This is a genomic window from Bifidobacterium parmae (genome assembly GCF_002860365.1).
Classification (GTDB): Bacteria; Actinomycetota; Actinomycetes; order Actinomycetales; family Bifidobacteriaceae; genus Bifidobacterium; species Bifidobacterium parmae.
This window is the reverse complement of sequence record NZ_NMWT01000028.1, coordinates 159,683-182,870: the sequence shown is the minus strand read 5'-3', so window position 1 is coordinate 182,870 and position 23,188 is coordinate 159,683. Positions and strand designations below refer to the sequence as shown.

Annotated in this window: 21 protein-coding genes and 3 tRNA genes; 2 read left to right on the top strand and 22 right to left on the bottom strand. The window is 66.9% G+C overall.

All coding sequences use genetic code 11. The features are described from left to right. Window positions 1-10: 10 nt before the first annotated feature. The 20 genes from purH to holA all read right to left on the bottom strand — a co-directional run bounded on the left by purH (window position 11) and on the right by holA (window position 16,944). Window positions 11-1,642 carry a bifunctional phosphoribosylaminoimidazolecarboxamide formyltransferase/IMP cyclohydrolase gene (gene purH / locus Uis4E_RS09985; protein ID WP_101622998.1) on the bottom strand — a complete coding sequence of 544 codons (1,632 nt, stop codon included), beginning with the start codon at window positions 1,640-1,642 and terminating at the stop codon, window positions 11-13. Then, window positions 1,617-3,176, bottom strand: coding sequence for a cell division protein PerM (locus Uis4E_RS09980; protein WP_101622997.1), 1,560 nt, complete (start codon window positions 3,174-3,176; stop codon window positions 1,617-1,619). Before Uis4E_RS09980 ends, purH begins: the two co-directional genes overlap by 26 nt. Next, complete coding sequence (gene sucD, locus Uis4E_RS09975; protein WP_101622996.1) at window positions 3,173-4,096, bottom strand: succinate--CoA ligase subunit alpha; 924 nt, start codon at window positions 4,094-4,096, stop codon at window positions 3,173-3,175. The genes Uis4E_RS09980 and sucD overlap by 4 nt, the downstream gene beginning before the upstream one ends. A gap of 1 nt (window position 4,097) precedes the next feature. Then, on the bottom strand, window positions 4,098-5,300 hold the full coding sequence (gene sucC, locus Uis4E_RS09970) for an ADP-forming succinate--CoA ligase subunit beta (RefSeq protein WP_101622995.1): 1,203 nt from the start codon (window positions 5,298-5,300) through the stop codon (window positions 4,098-4,100). Between the two features lie 92 nt (window positions 5,301-5,392). Continuing rightward, entirely contained in the window at window positions 5,393-5,974 is a 582-nt protein-coding gene (locus Uis4E_RS09965; RefSeq protein WP_101622994.1) for an adenine phosphoribosyltransferase, read from the bottom strand. A 2-nt stretch (window positions 5,975-5,976) separates the two neighbouring features. Beyond that, window positions 5,977-6,423, bottom strand: coding sequence for a preprotein translocase subunit YajC (locus tag Uis4E_RS09960; protein ID WP_101622993.1), 447 nt, complete (start codon window positions 6,421-6,423; stop codon window positions 5,977-5,979). A 48-nt stretch (window positions 6,424-6,471) separates the two neighbouring features. Beyond that, window positions 6,472-7,554 carry a Holliday junction branch migration DNA helicase RuvB gene (gene ruvB, locus Uis4E_RS09955; protein WP_101622992.1) on the bottom strand — a complete coding sequence of 361 codons (1,083 nt, stop codon included), beginning with the start codon at window positions 7,552-7,554 and terminating at the stop codon, window positions 6,472-6,474. 35 nt (window positions 7,555-7,589) lie between these two features. Next, window positions 7,590-8,213 carry a Holliday junction branch migration protein RuvA gene (gene ruvA / locus Uis4E_RS09950; RefSeq protein ID WP_101622991.1) on the bottom strand — a complete coding sequence of 208 codons (624 nt, stop codon included), beginning with the start codon at window positions 8,211-8,213 and terminating at the stop codon, window positions 7,590-7,592. A gap of 88 nt (window positions 8,214-8,301) precedes the next feature. After that, entirely contained in the window at window positions 8,302-8,886 is a 585-nt protein-coding gene (gene ruvC, locus Uis4E_RS09945) for a crossover junction endodeoxyribonuclease RuvC (protein ID WP_101622990.1), read from the bottom strand. A 7-nt stretch (window positions 8,887-8,893) separates the two neighbouring features. Then, window positions 8,894-9,649 (bottom strand): YebC/PmpR family DNA-binding transcriptional regulator, encoded by a 756-nt coding sequence (locus Uis4E_RS09940; RefSeq protein ID WP_034528304.1) that lies wholly within the window; start codon window positions 9,647-9,649, stop codon window positions 8,894-8,896. 129 nt (window positions 9,650-9,778) lie between these two features. Further along, window positions 9,779-11,830, bottom strand: coding sequence for a threonine--tRNA ligase (thrS, locus tag Uis4E_RS09935; protein WP_101622989.1), 2,052 nt, complete (start codon window positions 11,828-11,830; stop codon window positions 9,779-9,781). A gap of 167 nt (window positions 11,831-11,997) precedes the next feature. Next, complete coding sequence (locus tag Uis4E_RS09930) at window positions 11,998-12,189, bottom strand: hypothetical protein (RefSeq protein WP_101622988.1); 192 nt, start codon at window positions 12,187-12,189, stop codon at window positions 11,998-12,000. Between the two features lie 172 nt (window positions 12,190-12,361). Further along, a tRNA-Asn gene (locus Uis4E_RS09925) sits at window positions 12,362-12,434 on the bottom strand. A 49-nt stretch (window positions 12,435-12,483) separates the two neighbouring features. After that, window positions 12,484-12,556 (bottom strand) — tRNA-Asn (locus Uis4E_RS09920). 49 nt (window positions 12,557-12,605) lie between these two features. Continuing rightward, window positions 12,606-12,678 (bottom strand) — tRNA-Asn (locus Uis4E_RS09915). Window positions 12,679-12,812: 134 nt separating this feature from the next. After that, entirely contained in the window at window positions 12,813-13,856 is a 1,044-nt protein-coding gene (tsaD, locus tag Uis4E_RS09910; RefSeq protein ID WP_101622987.1) for a tRNA (adenosine(37)-N6)-threonylcarbamoyltransferase complex transferase subunit TsaD, read from the bottom strand. Beyond that, entirely contained in the window at window positions 13,853-14,470 is a 618-nt protein-coding gene (locus Uis4E_RS09905; protein WP_101622986.1) for a GNAT family N-acetyltransferase, read from the bottom strand. The genes tsaD and Uis4E_RS09905 overlap by 4 nt, the downstream gene beginning before the upstream one ends. Continuing rightward, window positions 14,470-15,276: a tRNA (adenosine(37)-N6)-threonylcarbamoyltransferase complex dimerization subunit type 1 TsaB gene (gene tsaB / locus Uis4E_RS09900; protein WP_101622985.1), complete on the bottom strand. Its 807-nt coding sequence runs from the start codon at window positions 15,274-15,276 to the stop codon at window positions 14,470-14,472. The genes Uis4E_RS09905 and tsaB overlap by 1 nt, the downstream gene beginning before the upstream one ends. Before the next feature lie 109 nt (window positions 15,277-15,385). Then, window positions 15,386-15,979, bottom strand: coding sequence for a tRNA (adenosine(37)-N6)-threonylcarbamoyltransferase complex ATPase subunit type 1 TsaE (gene tsaE / locus Uis4E_RS09895; RefSeq protein ID WP_101622984.1), 594 nt, complete (start codon window positions 15,977-15,979; stop codon window positions 15,386-15,388). After that, a complete protein-coding gene (gene holA / locus Uis4E_RS09890) occupies window positions 15,976-16,944 on the bottom strand; it encodes a DNA polymerase III subunit delta (RefSeq protein WP_101622983.1) in 969 nt (322 codons plus the stop codon). Before holA ends, tsaE begins: the two co-directional genes overlap by 4 nt. Before the next feature lie 78 nt (window positions 16,945-17,022). Here holA and Uis4E_RS09885 point away from each other — a divergent pair, with 78 nt between their 5' ends. Both Uis4E_RS09885 and bcp read left to right on the top strand, forming a co-directional pair. Then, window positions 17,023-17,889 (top strand): D-hexose-6-phosphate mutarotase, encoded by an 867-nt coding sequence (locus Uis4E_RS09885; RefSeq protein WP_101622982.1) that lies wholly within the window; start codon window positions 17,023-17,025, stop codon window positions 17,887-17,889. Between the two features lie 135 nt (window positions 17,890-18,024). Next, window positions 18,025-18,525 (top strand): thioredoxin-dependent thiol peroxidase, encoded by a 501-nt coding sequence (gene bcp / locus Uis4E_RS09880; RefSeq protein WP_101622981.1) that lies wholly within the window; start codon window positions 18,025-18,027, stop codon window positions 18,523-18,525. Between the two features lie 540 nt (window positions 18,526-19,065). On the opposite strand, the gene Uis4E_RS09875 is transcribed toward bcp, so the two are convergent. Together Uis4E_RS09875 and Uis4E_RS09865 are read right to left on the bottom strand one after the other, a co-directional pair. Beyond that, window positions 19,066-19,842, bottom strand: a complete 777-nt coding sequence (locus tag Uis4E_RS09875) for a hypothetical protein (RefSeq protein ID WP_133125450.1) — start codon at window positions 19,840-19,842, stop codon at window positions 19,066-19,068. A 383-nt stretch (window positions 19,843-20,225) separates the two neighbouring features. Next, entirely contained in the window at window positions 20,226-23,066 is a 2,841-nt protein-coding gene (locus tag Uis4E_RS09865; protein WP_101622978.1) for a CAP domain-containing protein, read from the bottom strand. Window positions 23,067-23,188 lie beyond the last annotated feature (122 nt).

The window sequence follows — 23,188 nt, the reverse complement described above, 5'->3', positions numbered from 1 at the left end:
TGTCCGTCGATCAGTGGAAGAAGTGGCGGGTACCGGTCAGGTACATGGTCACGCCGGCCTTCTTCGCGGCCTCGATGACCTCCTCGTCGCGGATGGAGCCGCCGGGCTGCACGATGGCCTTCACGCCGGCGTTCATCAGCGTTTCGGCGCCGTCCGCGAACGGGAAGAACGCGTCGGACGCGGCCACGGAGCCGGTGGCGCGGTCGGCGCCGTCCGCCAGCGTGTTGGCGCGTTCGACGGCCAGATGGCAGGAGTCGACGCGGTTGACCTGGCCCATGCCGATGCCGACGGTCGCCTGGTCGTGCGCGAGCAGGATCGCGTTGGACTTGACGCAGCGGATGGCGCGCCACGCGAACACGAGATCCTTGAGCGTGTCGACGTCGGCCGGCTCGCCGGAGACAAGCTTCCACGCGTCCGGATCGTCGCCGGTGGCGTTGATGAGGTCCATGTCCTGAACGAGCAGGCCGCCGTCGATCTGACGGAACTGCGTGTGGCCCTTCGGCGGCTCGGCCACCTTGAGGATGCGCAGGTTCTTCTTCTTGGTCTTCAGCAGTTCGAGCGCCGCGTCCTCGTAGGCGGGGGCGACGATCACCTCGGTGAAGATCGGGCGCACGCTCTCCGCCATCTCCAGGGTGACGGTCGTGTTGCAGGCGATGACGCCGCCGTACGCGCTCACCGGGTCGCAGGCGTGGGCCTTGCGGTGAGCCTCGGCCGCGGTGGCGCCGATGGCGAGGCCGCACGGGTTGTTGTGCTTGACGACGGCCACGGCGATGGACGGGGCGAGATCCCACACGGCGCGCCATGCGGCGTCCGCGTCCACGTAGTTGTTGTAGCTCATCGGCTTGCCGCCGAGCTGCTCGGCGTGCGCGAAACCGGTCTGGTCGAGCGGGTCGAGGTAGAGCGCGGCCTGCTGGTGCGAGTTCTCGCCGTAGCGCAGCGTGTGCGAGCGGTCCCAGGTGCGGGTGAACGCGGCCGGGAACTTCGCGTCGTCGACCGGCTGGCCCTCGTCGTCGTGGTCGGTCTCGTCGATGGTGGCGGGCTTCGGCCAGTGCTTCGCGGTCCACTCGTTGATCGTCGCGTCGTAGGCGGCGGTGTGCGCGAACGCCTTGCCGGCCAGCCAGCGGCGCTCCTCGAGGCTGAAGCCCTCGCCGTTCTCCACGCGTGCGGCGACGAGCGCGTAGTCGGCCGGGTCGGTGACGATCGCGACGGTGGCGCTGTTCTTCGCCGCGCCGCGCACCATGGACGGGCCGCCGATGTCGATCTTCTCGATGGTGGCGGCCTCGTCGGCGCCGGAGCGCACGGTGTCGGCGAACGGGTACAGGTTCACGACGACCAGGTCGAACGGCTTGATGCCGAACTTCTCGAGCTGGGCGGCGTGGTCCGGGTTGGTCATGTCGGCGAGGATGCCGGCGTGGATGTGCGGGTCGAGGGTCTTGACGCGGCCGTCGAGGCACTCGGGGAATCCGGTGACCTCGCTCACTTCGGTGACGGGCACGCCGAGTTCGGCGAGACGCTTCGCGGTCGAGCCGGTGGACACCACTTCGGTGCCGGCCTTGACGAAGGCCTCGGCGAGCACCTCGATGCCTTCCTTGTGGAAGACGGAGACCAGCGCCCGCTTAATCGGACGATTCGTTGTTGTCATCGGATTCCTCCTTGGTTGGTTGGTCAAGCTTGTCTGAGCGTACGGTGCGCGGTGCGCGCCGTACGACTGCGGCGCGTTCGAACGTCTCCGAACGCACGGACCGTTCGGACCGGATGGACCGGGGCTTGGCGCCTCCACGGCCGCGGGCCGACGCGTCGTCGTCACGGGCGTCGGATTCCCCGTCGTCCGGAGCCGCGGGCGCGGCATGATCCGCGTCGCCGTCCGAAGGCGAGGACGCGGGGACCCGTTCCGCCGTCTCCGACGCGGTCTGCGCGATGCGGGCCGCATGACGTCCGACAATCCAGTGTATCCCGTAGACGGCGGACAACACCACCGCCACGGCAAGCCACGCCGCGCCGAATCCGAACGCGACGGACCGGGCGACGAGCAGCGTGGACTGCGGGACGTCGACGCCCACATGGGCGAGCCTGTGCGCGCCGAGCGCGCCGTCCGACAGGGCGAAGCAGCCGCACCAGACGCCGACGGTCACGGTTCCCGCGAGAACCAGAACGACCAGATGGCAGGCCATGGCGACGACCGCGCGTTTCGCGGTGTCGGAGCCGTCCGCCGGTCTGACGGGACGTACCCGCATCAGCCCCGGCGCCAGCATGACGATCAGCGCGATGACGGATGCGAACGCGGGTATCAGGCATCGCAGGACGATGCGGACGCGATCGTCCGCGATCGCCTCGGGCATGAGGCCGAACACCGGCAGCGGCGGCAGTCCGGCCGACTGGCCCACCCACATGGTGAACGATCCGAGTTCGCCGATATGGAAGCCGGCGCCGGCGACCCAGGAAAGCGCCCACACGGCGAGGTTCGGCAGCCATGCGAGCGAGGAGACGGTGGTGAGGATGCGGGACCCGTTCTCCATCCCGTCATATTCGAACAGGGCCGTCATGGCGCTCCAGCCGCGCACGACCCATACGATCGTGACGATGAGGGCCGTCACGAGGAGCACGACGGACAGCATGCCGGTGACGGCACCGACGAGTGTCGCCATGCGGCGCGCCCGCGGCGAGATCCGTTCGTTCAGCCGGTTGCGGACGTTCGCCGTGACGGACGATCCGGGGACGGCCGCGAACGCATAGCCGATCGTCCACACGCATGCCGTCTTCACGGCTATGACCGCGGGCGTGTCATGCAGCTCCACACCGGTGCCGCCGGAAAGCATCAGATTGAGCGCGACCCATACGACCAGACCGCTCGCCCAGCCCAACGCCCCCGCGTCGGCACGTGACGCGCATTGCGCGACCAACGCGACGAGCAGCAGGGTGAGCAGCAGCGGCATGACGCCCACGACGATGGAACCGGCCGTGAAACCGGTCCCCTGGCTGAGCAGCACGATGGTCTCGGTCAGGGGCAACGCCGAGGAGGGCAGGCTTTCGCCGCCCTCCTCCATGGATATGACCAGCAGCATCAACGCGATGAAGCAGCCGAGCGAAACGGCGTACAGGGCCATGGCCCCCAGGGCGGTGAGCCCGCCCTTGAGCAGCGCGGAGATGCGTTTCGAGGTTGCTGCGGGACGATTCACCGTTCGATACCCGCAAGCACCTCACGCATGATGTCGGCGGCCTGGCCGGGCGTGCGCCCGACACGGATGCCGACCGCCTCCAGCGCCTCCTTCTTGTCCTTCGCGGTGCCCTTGCCGCCGGAGACGATGGCGCCGGCATGGCCCATCTGCTTGCCTTCGGGGGCGGTGAAACCGGCGATGTAGGCGACGACCGGCTTGGTCATGTGCTCGGCGGCCCACTGGGCGGCGTCCTGTTCGGCGTTGCCGCCGATCTCGCCGATCATCATCACGGCCTTCGTGTTCGGATCCGCCTCGAACGCCTGCAGCGCCTCGAGCAGCGTGGTGCCGACGATCGGGTCGCCGCCGGCGCCGAGGCACGCGGTGAAGCCGATGTCGCTCAGCTCGCCCATCAGCTGGTAGGTGAGCGTGCCGGACTTGGAGACGAGGCCGAGCGGGCCGCGTCCGACGATGCCGTCGGGGATGATGCCGAGGTTCACGCCATGCGTCTCGTCGGAGGAGGCGAGCGTCATGAGGCCCGGGCAGTTCGGTCCGACGATGCGCACGCCGTGGCGCAGCGCGAGCTCGACGAAGTAGGCGGAATCCGCGACCGGGATGCCTTCGGTGATCACGACGATGAGCTTGATGCCCGCCTCGATCGCCTCGACGACCGCGGCCTTGGCGAAACGCGGCGGCACGAACACGACCGACGCCTCGGCGCCGGTGGCCTCGCGCGCCTCGGCGCAGGAGGCGTAGACGTGGATGGTGGCGTCCTCGCCGTCGCGCGTGGCCGGGAAGGTGACGTCGAGACCGGCCTTGCGGGCGTTGACGCCGCCGACGATGTTGGTGCCGGCCTTGAGCATGCGCGCGGTGTGCGTCATGCCCTGATGGCCGGTCATGCCCTGCACGATGACGGGCGCGTCGTCTTCGATGAAGAGCGTCATATCAGTTGGCCTCCTTGGCTGCGATGGCGTCGGCCGCGATGCGGGCGGCCTGATGAGCCGCCTCCTCCATCGTCTTGGCGACGTGCACGTTCGGATTGTTGGATTCGGCGAGGATGGCGAGACCCTCGGCCGCCGCGTTGCCGTCGAAGCGGACGACGATCGGCTTGGTGCCGCCGAGCGTCTCGATCGCCTCGAGGATGCCCTTGGCGACCTGCTCGCAGGAGGTGATGCCGCCGTAGACGTTGATGAACACGGATTCGACCTGCGGGTCGGAGACGACGATCTCGAGGCTGGCGGCCATGACCTCGGCCGAGGCGCCGCCGCCGATGTCGAGGAAGTTGGCCGGCTTGATGCCGGTCCCCTGCTCCTCGCCGGCGCCGGAGACCGCGTCGAGGGAGCTCATGACGAGGCCCGCGCCGTTGCCGATCACGCCGACCTGGCCGTGGAGATGCACGTAGTGCAGGCCATGGTCCTTGGCGCGGCGTTCGAACTCGTCGTTGGCGAGCGGGTCGGCGAAGCGCTTCCAGCCGTCGTGGCGGAAGGCGGCGTTGTCGTCGAGGGAGATCTTCGCGTCGAGCGCGCACAGGCTCTTCGAGGATTCGTCGTCCGGATCGCCGATCTTGGCGAGCGGGTTGATCTCGACGAGCGTCGCGTCGTTCTCCTTGAAGCACTTCCACATCTTGAGCAGGATCTGCGCGGCCTGGTCGACGTCCGCATGGTAGAAGCCGATGCTCTCCGCCATCTTCGTGGCCGCGGCGAGGTCGAAGTCGTCGAGGGCCTCGATGTGCAGGCGCTTGACCGCCTCCGGATGCTCCTTGGCGATCTCCTCGACCTCGGTGCCGCCGTTGGCGGTGGCGAGCACGTCGTAGTCGCGGGAGGTGCGGTCCACGGAGATGGACACGTAGTACTCGTGGAGGATGTTCTTGCCTTCGGCCACGAGCACGCCGTTCACCTTGTGCTTGTGGATGGTCATCGGCAGGATGTCCTCGGCTTCGAGGATCGCCTCGTCGCGCGTCTTGGCGAGCTTGACGCCGCCGGCCTGGCCGCGGTGGCCGATCTTGACCTGCGCCTTGACGACGCAGGGGTAGCCGAGCTGCTCGGCGGCTTCGGCGACCTCATGGGAGTTCTGCGCGTAGATGGCCTTCGGAGTGGGGATGCCCTGCTCTTCGAGCAGCTGTCGCGCCTGGTATTCGTAAAGATCCATGACTCTTCCGTCTGCTTGTGACTGTTGACTATTGACATGGCCGCCACCAAGCCTTAGGGGCTTTGGCGGCGGCCGAAAACCATTGCGCCGGTTCAGGCCGGCATGGAGATGAGCGTCGAGATGGGGACGTCGCCGAGCTTGTCGACCCCGTCGAGTCCTTCGAGGCCCATGACGAAGCTGAATCCGGCGATCGCGCCGCCCGCCTTCTCGATCAGGTCGGCGCCGGCCTTCGCCGTGCCGCCGGTGGCGATCAGATCGTCGACGATGAGCACGCGCTCCCCCGGCTTGACGGCGGACGTCTCGATCTCGACGCTGGCCGTGCCGTATTCGAGGTCATAGGATTCGCCGATGGTCTCCGGCGGCAGCTTGCCCGCCTTGCGGATCGCGACGAATCCCTTGCCGAGATGGTGGGCGAGGGACGGGCCGAACAGGAATCCGCGGGATTCGAGGCCGGCGACCGCGTCGAACGCGTCGGCCGGGACCGGCAGCGCGGCTTCGATCGCACGCAGCAGGATGTCGAGGCCGCGCGGGTCGGCGAGCACCGGCATGAAGTCGCGGAAGATGATGCCTTCCTTCGGGAAACCGGGGACCGAGCGGATCAGGGAGACCAGATACGCGGCGTCCTCGGCGCCCACCTTGCCGAGATCGCGGATGGTGATGTCGTTGCCGGCCATGGTCACTCGGCCTTCTTCCCGTCGTCGGTCTGCTCCGCTTCGGCGGTTTCGGCCTCGGCGTTGTTCTGCGCGACGGACGCGTCGACGTCCACCTGGGCCTCGTCGTCGGCGGCGCCGTCGGCGGCGTCGTCCTGAGGCAGCGGGTTGCCGTTCTCATCCACCTCGTCGTCGGAGACGAAGGCGGGACGCTCGTACTCCTTGGCGATGCCGCTGAAGGAGAAGCGCAGCAGGGAGCCTTCGGAATCGATGACGATCTCCTCGTACTGCTCGTCCACGGACACGACCTTGCCGATGATCTGGCCGATGGTGATGACCTCGGTGCCGGGCTTGAGGTTGGCGCGGAAGTCCTTGACCTGCTGCTGGCGTTCCTTGTTCTTCTTGGACTGGAACCACATCATGCCGCCCATGACCACGACGAGCACGACGATGAAAAGCATATTGGCATCCATTGAGGGGAATTCCTTCCGATCGGAAACGACTAGTCCAACTTCTGAAGTCTAGAAAAGCTTGTTGACAACATCATCTTTCGGCCGTATGCCGAGATGGTCCCACGCCTTCTGCGTGGCCACGCGGCCTTTCGGCGTGCGCACGAGGAAGCCCTCGCGCACCAGATACGGCTCGCACACGGTCTCCACGGTCTCCGACTCCTCGCCCACCATGGCGGACAGGGTGTTGAGACCCACGGGGCCGCCGTTGAAGTTGCGAACGATCGCGTTGAGCACGGCGATGTCGAGACGGTCCAATCCCTCGGCGTCGATCTGGTAGAGGGCCAGCGCCTCCTTGACGTCGTCCGGTCCCGCCGACGGCAGATCGTGGACGATCACCCAGTCGCGTACGCGGCGCAGCAGACGGTTCGCGATACGCGGCGTGCCGCGGGAGCGCAGGGCGAGCTGATGCGCCGCCCCCTCCTCCAACGCGAGACCGAGCACGGTGGCGGAGCGTTCGACGAGCTTCTCCAGCTCGTCGACGGGATAGAAGTCGAGATGCGCGGTGAAGCCGAAACGCGCGCGCAGCGGCGAGGGCAGCATGCCTTCGCGCGTGGTCGCGCCGATCATCGTGAACCGCGGCAGGGTGAGCGGGATGGAGGACGCGCCGGGGCCCTTGCCGACCATCACGTCGACGCGGAAATCCTCCATCGCGATGTACAGGAGCTCCTCGGCGGCGCGCGGCAGACGATGCACCTCGTCGACGAACAGCACCTCCCCCGCGTCAAGCGAGCTGAGGATCGAGGCGAGATCGCCCGCATGCTGGATGGCGGGGCCCGACGTGATGCGGATCGGCACGCCGAGCTCGTTGGCGACGATCATCGCCAACGTGGTCTTGCCGAGGCCGGGAGGGCCGGCGAGCAGGATATGGTCCGGCGGCACCTCGCGTTTGCGCGCCGCGTCGAGGAACAGCTGGAGCTGCGCCTTGAGCCTGGGCTGGCCGATGAACCCGTCGAGGATGTGCGGGCGCAGCTCCTCGTCGCTCACCGGCTCGTTGCCGACCGGCTGGGAGGAGACCATGCGCAGCGACTCCTCGTTCGCGCCGATGTTCTCGTTGCCTTCCGTAACCGTTCCGCTGATGTAGGGTTCGTTCATCCGTTCACCTCCGTCCTTCGTCATGCGTCGTCATGTCAGATGCCGCGGTCCAGGGAGTTCAACGCGAGCTTGAGCACGCGCGGCACGTCCTCCGCGGCGAGCGGCGTGGCGATGCCGTTGGCCGCGCACGCCTCGTGCACGGCGTGTTCGGCGTCCTGCTGCCGCCAGCCGAGCGAGATGAGCCCCTCGACGACCTGCAGCGAGCCCTTGTCCTCCGGCTGGGCCGTGGTGACGGCCGCGGCCCCGGATTCGATGTCTTCGAGGTTGATCGAACCCTTGAGTTCGAGGATGATCTTCTGCGCGCCCTTCTTGCCCAATCCCGGGGCTTTGGCGAGGGCGGCGGCGTCGTTGTCGGCCACGGCCTTGGCGAGCTGGTTCGGGTTCAGCGTGGACAGCAGCGACAGCGCCACCTTCGGGCCGATGCCGGAGACCTTGAGCAGCTGCAGGAACGTGCGCTTCGCCGCCGGTTCGAGGAACCCGTACAGGGTGATGGCGTCCTGCGAGACGTTGAGATACGTGTATACGCGCGTCTCCATGCCGCCGTGCACACGCGACAGGTCGGCGGAGGGCATGCGCACCTCGTACCCGACTCCCCCGACCTCGATGAGCGCGGACGAGGCGTCGACCGTCTCGACCATGCCTGTCAACGAACCAATCACGGCGACTCCTTTCGAACAGCTGTTCGACAGTGTACACCATCATGCGCGATGACGCGACCCGGGCGCATGCCTTGGTCGCATGTTCCGGTCACATGCCGCGGTCGGCGTTGAACCGGCGTTTCGTCGCCTTCTTGGACGCCTCCGCCCACTGGCGTTGCGCCGGGGTGAGATGCTCCTCGCGTTCGCCGCCCTGCAGCGCGCCCGCCGGGCGCAGCGCGTGGCAGATCGCCAGCGCCAGCGCGTCGGCGGCGTCGGCCGGCGTCGGCATCGTGTTGAGATTGAGGATGCGCGTCACCATGCGCTCGATCTGGATCTTCTGCGCGTGGCCGTTGCCGGTGATGGCGAGCTTCGCCTCGGTCGGCGTGTGCAGGGCCACGGGGATGTTGCGCTGGGCGGCGGCGAGCATCGCGAGACCGGCCGCCTGCGCGGTGCCGAGCACCGTGTTGCGGTTCGACTGGGCGAACACGCGCTCGATGGAGACGGTGTCGGGCGCGTACGTCTCGATCTTCTCGACCAGCCCGTTGTAGATGGCGAGCAGTCGCAGATCCTGCGACATGTCCGGCGAGGAACGCACGACGTCCACGTGGATAAACGAAAGCCGGCGGTGGGCGCCGGCTTCGATCACGCCGACCCCGCAGCGCGTGAGCCCGGGGTCGACGCCAAGGATGATCACGTGCGGACTACTCCTCGTCCAGCTGGGCCATGACCTCGTCGGAGGCGGTCCAGTTGGAGTAGATGTTCTGCACGTCGTCGAGGTCATCGAGCTTGTCGATCAGGTTGGAGACCTTGCGGGCGTCCTCGAGGGAGAGCTCGACCTCGTTCTTCGGGGCCATGACCAGATCGGCGGAATCGTACTCGAAACCGGCGTCGACCAGAGCCTGACGCACGGTGTGCACGTCGGACGGGTCGGTGACGACGGTGAAGACCTCGCCGTCGTCCTGCACGTCCTCGGCGCCGGCCTCGGCGGCGGCCTCGAACAGCTTGTCGAAGTCCACGCCCTCGGACGGGACCACGATCTGGCCCTTGCGCTCGAAGTTGAAGGACACGGAGCCGGAGGTGGCCAGGGAGCCGTTGCCCTTGGTCAGGGTGGAGCGGACCTCGGCGGCCGCACGGTTGCGGTTGTCGGTCAGGCACTCGATGATGAGGCCGACGCCGGCGGGGGCGTAGCCCTCGTAGACGATGTCCTCGTAGTTGGCGCCGCCGGCCTCTTCACCGGAGCCGCGCTTGACGGCGCGCTTGATGTTGTCGGCGGGCATGGAGGCCTTCTTGGCCTTGTAGATGGCGTCGTACAGGGACGGGTTGCCGTCCGGGTCGCCGCCGCCCATGCGGGCCGCGATCTCGATGTTCTTGATGAGCTTGGCGAAGAGCTTGCCGCGCTTGGCGTCGATGGCGGCCTTCTTGTGCTTGGTGGTCGCCCACTTGGAATGACCTGACATAATGCTCCTAGCAGGTTATGAGACGGATATCTGACAAACGAAACGATTGTATGGCGTTAAGCCGACAACACGGACCGGCCGGGACATGGCGTCCACATCCCGGCCGGACCGTGGCGGATCGGCGGCGGATCACTCGGCTTCGACGGGCTCCTCGGCCACGGCGGCCTTGAAGTCGTCGGCGGAGTTGACCTGGACGCGCTTGGCGATCACCTTGAGGATCTCGGCGCGCGCCTCGTCCACCGGGACGCCGTTGAGCTGGCTGCCGTCGCGGAAGCGGAAGCTCACCGCGTTGTTGTTCATGTCCTCCTCGCCGACGATGAGGATGAACGGCACCTTGGACTTGGAGGCGTTGCGGATCTTCTTGCCGAAACGATCGTCGGAGTAGTCGATCTCGCAGCGGACCATCTCGTCCTCGAGGCTCTTGACGAAGCCGGCGAGATGCGGGGCGAACTCGTCGGCGACGGGCACGCCGAGCACCTGCACCGGGGCGAGCCACGCCGGGAACGCGCCCGCGTAGTGCTCGAGCAGCACGGCGAAGAAGCGCTCGATGGAGCCGAACAGCGCGCGGTGGATCATCACCGGACGCTGGTGCGTGCCGTCCTTCGCGATGTACTCGAGCTTGAAGCGCTCGGGCAGGTTGAAGTCGAGCTGGATGGTCGACACCTGCCAGGTGCGGCCGATCGCGTCGCGCGCCTGCACGGAGATCTTCGGGCCGTAGAAGGCGGCGCCGCCCGGATCGGCCACGAGGTCGAGGTGGGACGCCTCGGCGACCTCGCGCAACGTGTTGGTCGCCTCCTCCCAGATCTCGTCGGAGCCGACGTACTTGTCCGGATCCTTGGTGGACAGCTCCAGGTAGAAGTCGGACAGGCCGAAGTCCTTGAGCAGGTTCAGCACGAAGGTGAGCAGGCTGGTCAGCTCGTCCTTCATCTGCTCGCGGGTGCAGTAGATGTGGGAGTCGTCCTGGGTGAGGCCGCGCACGCGGGTCAGGCCGTGGACCTCGCCGGACTTCTCGTAGCGGTACACGGTGCCGAACTCGAAGAGGCGCAGCGGCAGCTCGCGGTAGGAGCGCTGGCGCGACTTGAAGATCAGGTTGTGCATCGGGCAGTTCATCGGCTTGAGGTAGTAGTCGGCGCCCGGCTTGGTGATGTTGCCGTCCGCGTCGCGCTCCTCGTCGAGGTGCATCGGCGGGTACATGCCGTCCTTGTACCAGTGCAGGTGGCCGGAGGTCTCGTACAGGCCGCCCTTGGTGATGTGCGGGGTCTGCACGAAGCTGTAGTGGTGCTTGCGGTGCATCTCGCGGGAGTAGTCCTCCATCGCGTTGATGACGGCGGCGCCCTTCGGGTGGAACACGGCGAGGCCCGGTCCGATCTCCTCCGGGAAGGAGAACAGGTCCATTTCGGCGCCGAGCTTGCGGTGATCGCGCTTGGCGGCCTCCTCGAGACGGGTCTGGTAGGCCTTGAGGTCCTCCTTGGAGGCCCAGGCGGTGCCGTAGATGCGCTGCATGGTCGGGTTCTTCTCGCTGCCGCGCCAGTAGGCGGCGGCGGAACGCTCGATCTTGAACGCCTTGATGAAGCGGGTGTTCGGCAGGTGCGGTCCGCGGCACAGGTCCTTCCACACGACGTTGCCGTCGCGGTCGACGTTGTCGTAGAAGCTGAGCTCCTTGCCGGAGATCTCGGTGGCGGTGGACGGGTCGAGGTGCGCTTCCTTGTCCTGGATCAGCTCGATCTTGAACGGCTGGTCGGCCTCTTCGGCGAGGGCCTCCTCCTCGGTCACGACGCGGCGGCGGAAGGACTGGGACGACTTGATGATGCGCTGCATGTGCTTTTCGATCTGCTTGAGATCGTCCGGCGTGAACGGCTGGTCGACCTGGAAGTCGTAGTAGAAGCCGTCCTTGATGATCGGGCCGACGCCGAGCTTGGCGTTCGGGAACAGTTCCTGCACCGCCTGCGCCATGACGTGCGTGGCGGAGTGACGCATGATGCCGAGGCCGTCCTCGGAGTCGAGCGCGACGGATTCGACGGAGTCGCCGTCGTTCAGCGGCGTGTACAGGTCACGCAGTTCGCCGTTGAGACGCACGGCGATGATGTTCTTGTCGTCCGCGAAGAGTTCGACGCCGGTGGTGGTTGCTTCCACCTCCTTCGCTTCGCCGTTGACTGTGATGGAGATGGAGCTTTGCGCCATGATGGTGTCCTTTGCTATCTGGGTCCGCGTTACCAATGTGCAGGCCTGGACGTGTAATCAACAGTTGCACACTGTAGGGCGGCGAGACGACATGCGCAAGCCGCGTTCACCAGACGAACGCATAGGTGAACCCGGGCCGTACGGCAGGTGTATGCGGTCCGACGCCGTCAGGCGCGCTGCACGAGCCACTGGGACGCGGTCTTCTTCTTCGAGGGGAACACGCCTTGTGCGCCGTTGGCGCCATCCGCCAGCCACATGCGTTTCAGACCGACGGTCTGCTTGCGTACGGTGCCGGCCCCGCTTCCGTTGTGGAGCACGGCGAACACGCCTCGTTCGATTTTCAGTATCCTCACGTCCATGATGACGGCCTCCTCGCCGTGATCGTTCCCGTTCGTCTTCGATGGTACCGCCGCCCGCGGCGTTGCCGTGGCTGACGCGCCGAATCCGTTGTGCCAAGGTTGCGGCTACGTTGTCACCTCGGTTTCGACATGCAGAAAGCCTCAGGCATGAACCTGAGGCTTTCCGTCAAAGCTCCTGCGACTGGGCTTGAACCAGTGACCGTCCGATTAACAGTCGGATGCTCTGCCAACTGAGCTACGCAGGAATATTCAGTTATCACGTCCCGTCCGGGCCGGGGCCCTTCCGGGGTGAAGCTCCTGCGACTGGGCTTGAACCAGTGACCGTCCGATTAACAGTCGGATGCTCTGCCAACTGAGCTACGCAGGAATATTCAGTTATCACGTCCCGTCCGGGCCGGGGCCCTTCCGGGGTGAAGCTCCTGCGACTGGGCTTGAACCAGTGACCGTCCGATTAACAGTCGGATGCTCTGCCAACTGAGCTACGCAGGAATATTCAGTTATGAACCGCTCCCAGCCGCAACCGGGCGCGTTCGCAACGAGTGATGAATATACGCGCCGGTTCCTGATAGCGCAACTCGGCGTGTCGCGTCATCGCAGCGCCATGCCGAGTCGCGCCGTCGCACCTACATCACCACTTTGGTGAGCGGCATGGCCGAGTCGATGGCGAAATCGGGCACGCTGGGAGCGACCCCGGCTTCGACGAGGTTCACGCCGAGCATCGCCACCATCGCGCCGTTGTCGGTGCACAGCTTCAGCTCCGGGATGCGCACGTCGACGCCGTTGGAGCGTCCGAATTCGAGCAGTTTCGCGCGCAACTGCGAGTTGGCGGAGAATCCGCCGCCCACGATCAGCGTGTCGGAATCGTACTGGCGGCAGCCGCGCATCGCCTTTTTCGCGAGCACGGTGGCCACCGAGTCGGCGAGCGAGGCGCACACGTCGTCGACGGGGATCTCACGCCCCGCGGCCTGCTCCCCCTCCACCCAACGGGCGACGGCGGTCTTCACGCCGGAGAAGCTGAAGTCGTACGGGTGCTTCGCGCCGGCCTTGCCTTGCGTGAGCCCCTGCGGCACGCGGATCGCATGCGGGTCGCCGTGTTGCGCGTGACGGTCGATGTGCGGGCCTCCCGGGTAGGGGAAGCCGAGCAGGCGCGCCACCTTGTCGAAGCACTCCCCTGCCGCGTCGTCGAGCGTCGTGCCGACCACGTCGATGTGCCGCGCCACGTCCTCGACGTGCAGCAGCGACGTGTGGCCGCCGGAGACGATGAGCGCGAGCGTGTCCTTGGGGAACGGCCCGAACTGGAGCTGGGTGACGGCGATGTGCCCGATCACGTGGTTGATGCCGTACAGCGGTTTGCCGCTCGCCCAGGCGAGGGCCTTCGCGCCGGAGACGCCGACGGCGAGGCAGCCGGCGAGTCCGGGGCCCGCGGACACGGCGATCGCGTCCACGTCGGACAGTTCGAGGTCGGCATCGGCCAATGCCTTGGACACGCACGGCACGAACGCTTCGGCGTGCGCGCGCGACGCGATTTCGGGGATGACGCCGCCGTAGCGCGCGTGCTCCTCCATCGAGGAGGCGACCACGTTGGAGCGCAGCGTGCGCCCTTGGACGATGGCGGCCGCCGTCTCGTCGCAGGTGGATTCGATGCCCAGTACGATCGGTTCGCTCATCGCGTCTTCTCCGTTCCTTCGTTCGTGTCCTGTTCGTCCGCCGTATCCGCGGCATCCACCGTCCGATCGTCGGCTCCCGCGAATCCGACGACGCGTGGGCTTAGTTCCAGCGCCATCACGTACGCGTCGATGCCTTCCGGCTGGTAGTAGCGTCTGCGCAGTCCGATGCGCTCGAACCCGAACCGTCGGTACAGCGCGATGGCGGGATTGTTGTTCACGGCGACTTCGAGCAGCATGCGCCGCGCGCCCTGTTCGCGCGCGTGGCCGATCAGCCAGGTGAGCATGCGCGCGGCGAGTCCGCGGCGCTGGTAGCGGTGTGCGACGCCGATGTCCATGATCTCCGCGTCCTCGCCGTCGTACCAGTATCCGGCGAATCCGCGCACCGTGCCCGGCACGCAGCCGTCGGGACCCGGCACGGCGCCTTCTCCCCCGTCGCCGGTTTCGCCGTCGCCTTCCTCGCGTTCGCAGTCGAACACGTAGACGCGTGCGGGCGCGTCGAGCTCCTGTCTCACCGCGTTCTCGCTCCACGCGTGGTTGCCGAACAGTTCGACCTCCAGCGTGCGCACGGCGGCGACGGCGGTCTCGCGGTCGAGGTCGTCCAATGCGACGAGCATCAGTCCTTCCTCCCTGCGCCCTCGTGGCCGAGCACGTGCTTGAGCGGCGCCGGCACTTCGGCGTCCGGACGGCGCAGGTACAACGGTTCGACGGGCGCCTGCGGATCGTGCGTATGCGCGAGGGCGGCGTCGGCGGCGAAGATCTCGACGCCCCGCCGTCCCTGGTCGAACACGGATGCGTCGGTCACGTCGCCGAGATGGTCGATGCCGTGCAGCGCGTCCGCGTATTTGGCCGCGCCGTGGCCGACGACGTCGACGACGATGTCGCCGCCCGTCGCCGCCGCGGCTTCGCGTACGACGGCGTTCACGCGGTCGACGATCGACGCCGGATAGTCGATGTCCATCGCGATGAGCGTGCGTGCGGCGCTCTCGCCGGTCCCGTCGCCGTCGAGCGGACTTTCGTACAACGCGAAGTAGAGCTGCTTGCGGCGCGCGTCGTTGACGGCGAGCGTGAGCACGCGGCGCGTCTCCGGGTCGCCGAGCGTGCCGGCCTCGCCGCGACGGATGAGATTCCACTGCGCCTGCGGCGCGAGCACGTCATGGCCGATGAGTTCCGCGCCGGTGGCGAACGCCAGCGCCTTGGCGGCGACGATGCCGGCGCGCAGTCCGGTGAACGGCGCCGGACCGGTGCCGACGATCACCGTGTCGATGTCGCGCGGTGCGTATCCGGCCTCATCGACCGCGCGCGCGATGTTCACCTGCAGCCGTTCGACGTGGGTGCGCGAGTCGGTTTCGACGATCGGCTCATGCCCCACGACGCCTACGATGGAGCCGTATGACGTGTCGATCACCAATGTGCAGCCCATGCATCCTCCCGACGTGTGCTCGTGATTCCTCCGATATGATTCTTCGGACCTGTAGTCAGACCTGTAGAGAGTGTACACCGCCGGGTGCGGGCCGCCTGTTCAGAGCTGTTCAGAGCGTGAATCCGTTCCAGCGCGCACCGACCGGCACCAGTGTGACGATGCGCGTGCCGTCGCTGGTGAGTTCGCCGTCGGCGTCCACGGCGGTGGAACCGGTCTCCGCCAGCGGGCGTGCGATGTGGATTTCGAGCCGTTCCGGCGCGAGGGCGGCGGCCATCTGCTCGCCCCATTCCATGAGCACGACCGTGTCGTCGCTGGTGTCTTCGAGTTCCTCGTCGAGTCCCAATGATTCGAGTTCGTCGAGCAGACGGTTCACGGCCGCCTGGCCGGGCGCGTAGTCGGAGCCGCCGAGACGGTACGCGTCCACGTGCACGAGATGCGCGGGGCTCCCGTCGGCGAACCGGCCATCGAGTTCACGGGCGATGGTGAACGTGGGCGAGACGATCGGCTCGCCGATGCCGAGGCCTTCGCCGAACCCTTGCGCGAGCGTGGTCTTGCCCGCGCCCAACGGCCCGGACAGGAGCAGCACGTCGCCGCCGCGCACGCGCGATGCGATGCGGTGTCCCAGCGCGCGCATGTCATCGCCCGTGGGCGCCTCGACGACGATCGTCCCGTCGTTTCTCGTCTCGTATCGTTCCCCGCTCATGCCCGTCCTTTCGTCGCGATCGTCTCGATGCTGCGCTCCAGCGCATACATGGGGTCTCCCCCGTTGGTCTTGCACTCCTCGTCCGCCCAGGCGAGCGTGCGGATGCACGTGGCCATACCGGCGGACGTCCAGCCGCCGAGCTTCACGTATTTGCGCGCCCACGGGTTCATGCCGAGTTCGGCGGCGCTGATCCTGCCCGCGTTGAACGCGGACACCTTCGCCACGGCACGGAGCTTCGACGCCAACGCGCCGATGAGCGCGACCGGTTCGACGCCCTGCTCGACGGCGGAACGCATCTTGACGATCGCGTCGGCCGTATGACCGGCCATGGCGGCGTCGGCCACGTTGAATCCGGTGACCTGCGCGTTGGCGGTCAGATACTGGTTGACCCGGTCCAATCCGATCGGATCGTCGTCGAAGTCGAAGCACAACTGCCCGCACATGGCGGTGAGTTCGCCGATGCTGCCGCCGAGCACGTCGACGAGCTGCTGCGCGGCGATCGGTTCGACGCGCCTGCCCTGCTTATCGAAGCATTGCAGCACGTAGTTGAGTTTCGCCTCCGGCTTCTTCAGATCGGGCACTTCGACCTTGTTCGCGCCGGCGCGGATGAGCCGGTCGAGCAGACGCTTGCCCTTGTTGCCGCCCTCGTGCCGGCAGATGACGATGCTGGAATTGTTCGGATCGGCGGCCGCCTGCGTGCAGTAGTCGACGATGCTGTCGCCGAGTTTCTCGTCCGCGGATTGCAGGTCGTCGACGCGCACGACGGCAACGTCGGCGAGCAGGGAGGGGCTGACGGCCTCGTCGAACGCGTACCGGTCCGTCGTGGCCGCGTCGAGTTCGACGAGTTCCGCGTCCGGACGGCGTTGCAACGCCGCCTCGCATTGTTCGCGCACGGTTTCGCCGTTGAGATACGGGTCTCCCCCGTACACCACGGTGACCGGCGCCTTGCCTGCCTGTCTTGCCATGCTCCCCATCACCCCACATCCGCTGGACAACTGGCATAATGGAACGGACCCGCCCATCATCTGTGGTTTGGAGGAAACATGGGTTCTGCATCGTTCACGATCCGCGATCTCGTCAACGCCGACGGTTCCGCTTCGATCAGCGATTACGGCGCGCACGTGCTGCGCTGGGCGCCGCAAGGCCAGTCGGACGTGGTCTGGCGTCCGCATGCGATTCATCTGTATGAGGGGAAGGCGATCCGCGGCGGCGTGCCGGTCATCTTCCCCTGGTTCAATTCCGGATTCGACCCGGCCAATACGGCCGCGAAGACGCCGAAGCACGGGTTCGCACGTTCGAGCTTCTGGCATCCTGTGGACGGTTCGGTCACGGATCGCCACGTCGAGTATGTGTTGGATTCCGGTGAGATCGACGATGCGACGCTCGCGCAGTTCGTCGGCAACGACGCCCCGCGCTTCCACGCGTCCTACACGGTGGACGCGGGCGAATCGATCACGATGGCGTTGACGGTGACGAACGACGGCGACGCCGAATTCTCCTACGAGGCGGCGCTGCACACGTATCTGGCGGTCGGCGACGTGACGCGCGCACACGTCGTCGGTTTGGACGGCGCGGATTATCTCGACACGACGCTGCCCGGCTTCCCGGTGCGCACGCAGTCCGGCGACGTGACGTTCGACGGCACGATGGTCGACCGCATCTACCTGACGGATGCGCCGCTCGAACTGCATGACGACGCGGCCGACCGCACGATCCTGAGCTCCTCCCAAGGCGCGACGGCGACGGTCGTGTGGAATCCGGGCGAGGAGGCCGGCAACGCAATCGGCGATCTGGAGACCGGCGAATGGCGGGGATTCGTGTGCGTGGAGGCCGCCGCGAACCGCGACCGCATGATCACGCTCCGCCCCGGCGAATCCCACACCCTCTCCCAGACCCTCGCGGTACGGTGATTTCGTCTTTGGCTCCCCTTGTCAGGCTGAGCCGACCATTCGTCTCCGGCTCCCCTTGTCAGGGGAGCTGTCGGCGAAGCCGACTGAGGGGTAGTCCCGTTGGGCCGCAACAATTCACACAACGAAGGGGAACACATGACCACTGAAACCGAACTGCCATCACGCCTCGAAGCCGGCCAACCCGCCCCGGACTTTACGCTGCCCGCGGTGGAGCCTGACGGCACCGAGACGACCATCACCCTGTCCTCGCTCACCTCACAGGGCAACAGAGTGCTGCTCTACTTCTATCCGGCGGCGATGACGCCCGGATGCACCACCGAAGCCTGCGACTTCCGTGACAACATGGCGCGTCTCGGCTCGCTTGGATACACGGTGCTCGGCGTCTCAAAGGATCCGCTCGCCAAACTGCAGCGCTTCCGCGAACGCGACCACCTGTCGTTCCCGCTGCTGAGCGACCCGGACCTGACGGTGCACAAGCTGTACGCCGCCTACGGGGAGAAGAAGTTGTACGGCAAGACGCACGTGGGCGTGATCCGCTCCACGTTCGCCATCGACGCGGACGGCACGATCACGCTCGCCCGCTACAACGTGCGAGCCAAAGGCCACGTGGACTCACTGCTGAAGAAGCTCGGCTGAAGGCGGCCGACTCCTCAAATTTCGGGGAGCCGGCCACAATGACTGAAGCGGATGGGCGCCCCCCCCCCACGGAGATGGTCGCTCCCGCTGGCGGGAGCTGTCTCGCGAAGCGAGACTGAGGGTGGTTCTCACTTGAACCTGTTCCCTGCAGCATTCTGCTTGTGGCGGCTCCCGCTATCAGCGTGCCCGCCGCGACGAGCGTGGCAATCGCGGCGCGCGCCGTGTGTTTCCACTCGAAACCCATACCGGTTTCCTTTCCCTGATCAGATGTTGCCATTGCAATGGCACGCCTCCTATGCGGATCGGGAAAGGGGACGGAACCGTCCCGCGGATACGAAAAGGGCGTCCTCCGACGATGACCCGTCGAAGGGCGCCCTTGGTGAATCGGGAAGAGGAAGGGGCGGGAGCGGTCTTTCCTCGCGTTCCGTCACAGACCATGCAACGCGGATTCCGATGCGCGGATATGCGTGTGGGGGCGGCATCCTTATGGACGTCGCCCCCACACGCGCGGAGAAGAAAGGAGAGTTTTGGCTCAGAGGGTTAATCCCACCATTCAATGCCACCGCTGCATTCGGGCTTGTCCTTGCTGGTGGTGCAGCCGATGCCGCCGTTCTCGATCTCCGCGTCACCCCAAGTCGTGTATCCGCCGCCGGAGCCGCTGTTCCCGCCGCCGTTGTTCGGGGTACTGGGCGCGGTGGCGCCGCCGCCCGAGTACGAGTAGCCGCCCGAATACCCGCCGTTGGAGTAGGAGTAGCCGCCACCCGTGTATCCGCCGCCCGAATAGCCGGTGTTCGCGTACGCCTGGCCGCCCGCCGCCTGGCCGCCGGCCGAAGCCTGACCGGCCGCCTGTTGCGTCTGCGCGTCGGCCTGCGCCTGCGCGTCCGCGTCCGACTTCGCCTTCACGGACGCGTTCACCGCCGCCGACGCCCTGCCGATCGCGTCCGCGTCACGCGCCTTGATCGCCTTCGCCAACTCGTCGCGCGTCTTCCCGTCGGCGACCTTCCCGTCGCTCGACTTGTAGAGCGCGTTCGCCGCGTCGACGGTCTTGTCCAGCTTCGACGACTCCACCGCCGCGACCGCCTTCGTCAGGCTCTTCCCATGCGCCTGATACCAGTCGGCCTGACCGTCCAGCTTCGCCGTGGCCGCCTCCAATCCCGCCTTGTCGTCGGCCACGCAGCCCATGTACCTGGGCGTCCCCGCCTTCAGCGTCTTCGCCAGCGCGTCCACGGTCTTCGCGTCCTTCACGTCCGTCGTCTTGATCTTCGACGCGTCGGCCGCCCTGCCGTTCACGAGCGCGGCGTACCCGTTCGCCGCCACGCGCACCGCGTCCGCCGACTCGGCGCACGCGGCCTTCGCCGCCGCCAGCCCGTGGGCGCTCCACGCCGCGTAGCCGCCGAACCCGCCGGCCGCCCACCACCACGCAGCCGGCCGCGACCGCCGGCACCAGCCATTTCGGACGGCGCTTCACGGCCTTCGCCGCCGATCCGGACGCATCCGGGTCGGAGGCATTCGGCATCGGCACCGGCGGCATGGTCTTCTTCTCGGGCATTTGGGCCCCTTTCTTGGATATGTATCCGTTGATCATGTATTTCGAACGACAAAGAGGAGACGCCGTTCGTCTGGAGGGAACGACGCCTCCTCGATCCGGTGGAACCGGACAACTCCTCCTTATTTCAGGAAGTGCTGGAACCGGCTAGAAGTCAGTCGGTCCAGTGATCCGCGTGCTTGGCCTGACGCTTGCGGATGAGGACGGCGCCGGTGCCGGCGACGGCGAGGATGGCGGTGAGCGTGAGCATCGCGTTCGCGTCGGCGCCGGTCGAGGCGAGCCCGTCCGTGGTGGTGCCGTTGAGCTTGGCGTCCGCTTCGGCCTTCTTCTTGGCGGCGGCCTCCTGCGCCTTCTTGGCCGTGTCGGCGTCGGACTGGGCGTCGGCCTGCTGCTTGGCGGCCTCGTCCGCGGCCTTCTTCGCGTCGGCCTCGGCCTGCTTGGCGGCCGCGAGCTCCTTGTCGGAGGCCTCCTTGTCGGCCTTCTTCGCCTCGTAGTCCGTCTTCGCCGCGTCCAGAGCCTTGTTGGCCTCGTCGAGCTTCGTGTTCGCGTCGGCCAGCTTGGCGTTCGCCTCGTCGAGCGCCTTGTTCGCCGCGTCGAGACGGGCCTTGGCGTTCGTGTAGCGGTCGATGTCCTTGTTCGCCTTGTCCAAGTCGTCCTGTGCGGCCTTCTTGGCGTCCGAGGCGTCCTTCACCTTGGCCTGCGCGTCCTTGACGGCCTGCTTCGCGTCCGAGAGAGCCTTGTCGGAGGCGGCCTTGTCCGCGTCGGCCTTCGACGCGGCCTTATCGGCGGCGTCGAGCGTCTTCTTCGCGTCCTTCAGCTCCGCTTCGGCCGCGGTCTTGTCGCTCGTGGCCTTGTCGATGCGCGACTGCGCGTCCTCGGCGCGCTTCGTGGCGTCGGCGATCCCCGCGTCCGCGTCAGCCACGTCCTTGGCGGCCGCGTCGACCGCGGCCTGCGCGGCCGACGCCTTGTCGGCGGCGTCCTGCGCGGCCTTCGCGGTCTTCTCGGCGGTCTTCTTCGCGTCCGCGGTGGCGGTCTTGGCGGCCGTGAGCGTGTCGGCGGCCTTGGTCTGCTCCTCCTTGGCCTGCTTCAGCGCGTTCGCCTTGTCGCCCTGCGCGGCCAAGGCGTCCTCGTACGCCTTCCTCGCCTCGGCCAAAGCCTTCTGGGCGTCCGACGCGGCGCCGTTCGCCTTGTCGAGCGCGGCCTGCGCGGTCTTGGCCTGTTCCGCGAGCTTCGCGTACGAGTCGGCGGCCTTGCCCGCGGCCTCGGACGCGCTCTTGGCGGCCGCGAGGGCCTCCTGGTATGCCTGCGGCGCGTTCTTAAGGCCGTTCATGTAGTCGGTGAGCTGCTTCTCGTACTCGTCGACCGTCAGATCGCCGTCGTCCATGCCTCCATTCATAGCATCAATGCCACGAGAGCCTGATGTATGGGCTTCGCCAATGGTAGTGGTTTCTTCATTGATGATGTTTAGATAGTGCCCAGTTTGTTGATAGACTGCATAGGGCACTTTGTTCGCTTGAAATTCATATTGTGCGAGATCAGGGTTGCTCCTAACGGCTGCATCCCAAATCGTTTTCTCGCTGTACCACCTATTTGCGGCGTTTACACCACCAGACGCCAAATTTTGTGAGTACGTATAATACTTGTGCTCCAAGAAGAGGGAGCCGTCATTGTAATTAGCGGCTAGCTGAGCATATGCCGTATTGACGCTAGACCAGCGTAATTGCTTCAGTGGATGCTCAGTTCGGCTGGCACGGAGTTCATTTATTTGCTTCATGTCGTCGATAGCTCTAAGCATATTATCCAATGACGTAGAGGATTTGGAATCACCAAGACGTGCTAATTCGCCATGATCTTGAAGAATCTGTGCGGCGTCCTTGTACCCGTACGTCTCGTAGAAGCCGAACGCGCCCTTGTCCCACTGGGCCTGCGCGTTGTCGGCGGCCGTCTTCTTCTCGTCCGCGGTCTTCTGCGCCGCGTCCGCCTTCGCCTGAAGGTCCTTCGCGTCCGCCTCGCCCTTCGCGGCCGCGTCGTCCGCCGCCTTCTTCGCGTCGTCCGCCTGCGACTGGGCGGCCTGCGCGTCCTTCAGTGCCTGCTCGGCTTGGGCGAGCTTCGCGGCGGCGTCGTTGAGGCCCGCGTCGCCGGACTCCAGCTTGGCGACCTTGTCGTCCGCCGCCTTCTTCGCGGCCGTCGCGTCCGCCTCCTCGGCCTGCTTCGCCTTGAGGTCCGCCTGCGCGGCCGCGTCCGCCTTGTCCGCGTCCGCCTTGTCCTTGTCGGCCTGCGTCTTGCCGGCGTTCGCCTCGTCGAGCCTCGACTGGGCCGAAGCCTTGTCCGCCTCGGCCGAAGACTTGTCCTTGTCGGCCTTGGCCTTGTCGTTCTCGGCCGCCGTCTTGTCCTTGTCGGCCTTGTCCGCCTTCGCCTGCGCGTCCGACACCGCCTGCCCGGCCGCATCCTGCTTCGCGTGCGCGTCCGCGGCCGCCTCGTCGTTCGCGTCGGCCTTCGCCTGCGCGTCCGACTGCTGCTGTTCGGCCTGCGACTGCTCGGCGGTCGCCGCGTCCAACTGCTTCGACGCCGCGTCCAGCGAGGACTGCGCGTCCTTGGCGGCCTGCTGGGCGGCCGCCAGCTTGTCCGGCGCGCCCTCGGCGTCCTGAGCCGCCTGGCTCTGCGTGGCCGCGGCCTGCTGCTGGGCGTCCTGCGCCGCCTGCTGCTGCGCGGCCGCCTGCTGCTGCGCCTGCTGGGCCTGACCCAGCGACTGGGCCGCCTGATCCAGCGCGCTCGCCGCCGCGTCCGCCTTCGCCTGCGCCTCCGGCACGCCCGACGGGGCCGCCGCGGCCACCTGAGCCTGCGCCTGCGTGACCTGCTGCTGGGCCTGCGTGACCTGCTGGGCGGCGCTCTCGTCGGCCGGCGTGGCCGTCTCGTCCGCCATCGCCACCTGCGGCGCCAACAGGGTGCCAGCCGTCACCGCGACCGCAAGGGCCGCCTTCGAACCGTTCCTCATCTCAAGTCCTTCCACTCGTCAGGGGTGATCTGTCCGGCACCCGGACGGCCACACCCCTATGCGCCCGTCCAGGCGGTCAGCCGATTGGATTTCGCATCCCGAATCAACCTGATATCCATCAC

Coding starts and splice junctions, on each gene's coding strand:
- Uis4E_RS09905 (WP_101622986.1), bottom strand. CDS start 14,470: ATGCTCGTCGCATTGGACGACCTCGACCGCGAGACCGCCGTCGCCGCC.
- Uis4E_RS09960 (WP_101622993.1), bottom strand. CDS start 6,423: ATGGATGCCAATATGCTTTTCATCGTCGTGCTCGTCGTGGTCATGGGC.
- bcp (WP_101622981.1), top strand. CDS start 18,025: ATGACCACTGAAACCGAACTGCCATCACGCCTCGAAGCCGGCCAACCC.
- tsaE (WP_101622984.1), bottom strand. CDS start 15,979: ATGAGCGGGGAACGATACGAGACGAGAAACGACGGGACGATCGTCGTC.
- sucD (WP_101622996.1), bottom strand. CDS start 4,096: ATGACGCTCTTCATCGAAGACGACGCGCCCGTCATCGTGCAGGGCATG.
- sucC (WP_101622995.1), bottom strand. CDS start 5,300: ATGGATCTTTACGAATACCAGGCGCGACAGCTGCTCGAAGAGCAGGGC.
- Uis4E_RS09940 (WP_034528304.1), bottom strand. CDS start 9,649: ATGTCAGGTCATTCCAAGTGGGCGACCACCAAGCACAAGAAGGCCGCC.
- Uis4E_RS09885 (WP_101622982.1), top strand. CDS start 17,023: ATGGGTTCTGCATCGTTCACGATCCGCGATCTCGTCAACGCCGACGGT.
- Uis4E_RS09865 (WP_101622978.1), bottom strand. CDS start 23,066: ATGAGGAACGGTTCGAAGGCGGCCCTTGCGGTCGCGGTGACGGCTGGC.
- tsaD (WP_101622987.1), bottom strand. CDS start 13,856: ATGAGCGAACCGATCGTACTGGGCATCGAATCCACCTGCGACGAGACG.
- tsaB (WP_101622985.1), bottom strand. CDS start 15,276: ATGGGCTGCACATTGGTGATCGACACGTCATACGGCTCCATCGTAGGC.
- Uis4E_RS09930 (WP_101622988.1), bottom strand. CDS start 12,189: ATGGACGTGAGGATACTGAAAATCGAACGAGGCGTGTTCGCCGTGCTC.
- thrS (WP_101622989.1), bottom strand. CDS start 11,830: ATGGCGCAAAGCTCCATCTCCATCACAGTCAACGGCGAAGCGAAGGAG.
- Uis4E_RS09965 (WP_101622994.1), bottom strand. CDS start 5,974: ATGGCCGGCAACGACATCACCATCCGCGATCTCGGCAAGGTGGGCGCC.
- purH (WP_101622998.1), bottom strand. CDS start 1,642: ATGACAACAACGAATCGTCCGATTAAGCGGGCGCTGGTCTCCGTCTTC.
- holA (WP_101622983.1), bottom strand. CDS start 16,944: ATGGCAAGACAGGCAGGCAAGGCGCCGGTCACCGTGGTGTACGGGGGA.
- ruvB (WP_101622992.1), bottom strand. CDS start 7,554: ATGAACGAACCCTACATCAGCGGAACGGTTACGGAAGGCAACGAGAAC.